The 1,339-nt window shown below is 41.6% G+C and carries 1 protein-coding gene; it reads left to right on the top strand.

What is annotated here, in order from left to right; all coding sequences use genetic code 11:
- The first annotated feature begins 97 nt into the window (after positions 1–97).
- Positions 98–1,315 carry an IS4 family transposase gene (locus tag H5186_RS22470; RefSeq protein ID WP_182762828.1) on the top strand — a complete coding sequence of 406 codons (1,218 nt, stop codon included), beginning with the start codon at positions 98–100 and terminating at the stop codon, positions 1,313–1,315.
- Positions 1,316–1,339: the final 24 nt, after the last annotated feature.

The raw sequence follows: 1,339 nt of genomic DNA, 5'->3' as shown, positions 1-1,339 counted from the left end.
CCTAAAGTATCCCCAGAATTAGCCTTTATATATCAATGAACTAATAGTATTAAAAAATGTGGGAAGCGAGGGAACATTCATGGTGTTTTGTGATCTTATGAATCGCTTAAAAACAACAGAGCTAAACACCATGAATGCTTTTACTATTTTGCACAATATGCTCCGCGCTGTCACCCCTAACTCAATTCATAAAGCCAGATTTAATACTTTAGTCGCTGCCGTTAAATCTCTATTGCACTGCCAGCAATGTACCTTGACGTCTATCGGCCGCAATTTGAATTCAAAAACAACTGAAAAACATGATATTAAACGTATTGATCGACTGCTCAGTAACCACGAGCTTTTACGTGAATCAACAACGGTTTATGTTCACTTAAGCCGTTTTGTGGTCACTGAAAAGCATCCCGTCATTTTGGTTGATTGGAGTCATGCAGATACACAAACCAAATACTGTATTCTGCGTGCCAGCATTGTTAGTGAAGGTCGCTCTTTAACCCTGTATCAGGAAAGTGCATTCAGCTTTCAATATCATTGCCCAAAAGTACAAAAACGGTTCTTAAAGATGCTCAAACTGATCTTGCCGAGTGATTGCCGCCCTGTCATTGTGACGGATGCGGGCTTTAAAGTTCCTTGGCTCAAAGCAGTGCGAAACAATGGCTGGCATTATATTAGCCGAGTTCGAGGTACGGCACACTTGAAAACGCAGGGCAGCGATGAGTTTGTTCCATGCCAGTCACTATTCAAGAGCAATCAACGTAGGAGCCAGTATCTTGGCGCGACCGAGTTGACCAAAAGTGCACAATATCACACGCATGCAGTGCTGGTTGGCAAAGGGCATAAGTTATTAAAAAGAGATAAAAAACGTGGTTATAAGGAGCCTTGGCTACTCGTTTCTTCACTTCCAAAAAGGCACCACTTTCTCGAAAAAGTGCTCAAATTATATGGTATGAGAATGCAGATAGAAGCAGGATTTCGAGATCAAAAAAGTGTTAGGTTCGGCTTAGGCTCAGATCTGCACAGGACAAACAAACTCTATCGATTAGACATACTGTTACTGCTTGCCACACTGGCTCATTGGTTCTCAATGATGCTGGGCGCAGTGATAGACAAAGCAGGAAAGACAGGCTCTTTTCAAGCTAACTCAACCAAAAGGAGGCGAGTAGTGTCATGGGCATTTGTTGGATTGCGATACGTCAAAAAACAGTCCATTAAATTGCGACGGCGAGATTATTTGGAAGGACTAGCCTATTTCGTACAGGTAGTAGTGCAAATCGATTGGAAAAATATGGATGTGAGTGATGTAATTGAAACTTAATAATTATTTTTGGGGATCCCTTAG

The organism is Pseudoalteromonas sp. SG41-2, from assembly GCF_014164535.1.
GTDB lineage: Bacteria > Pseudomonadota > Gammaproteobacteria > Enterobacterales > Alteromonadaceae > Pseudoalteromonas > Pseudoalteromonas rhizosphaerae.
Note: the sequence above shows the minus strand (reverse complement) of the source record. Positions and strands in the feature narration are given on the sequence as shown.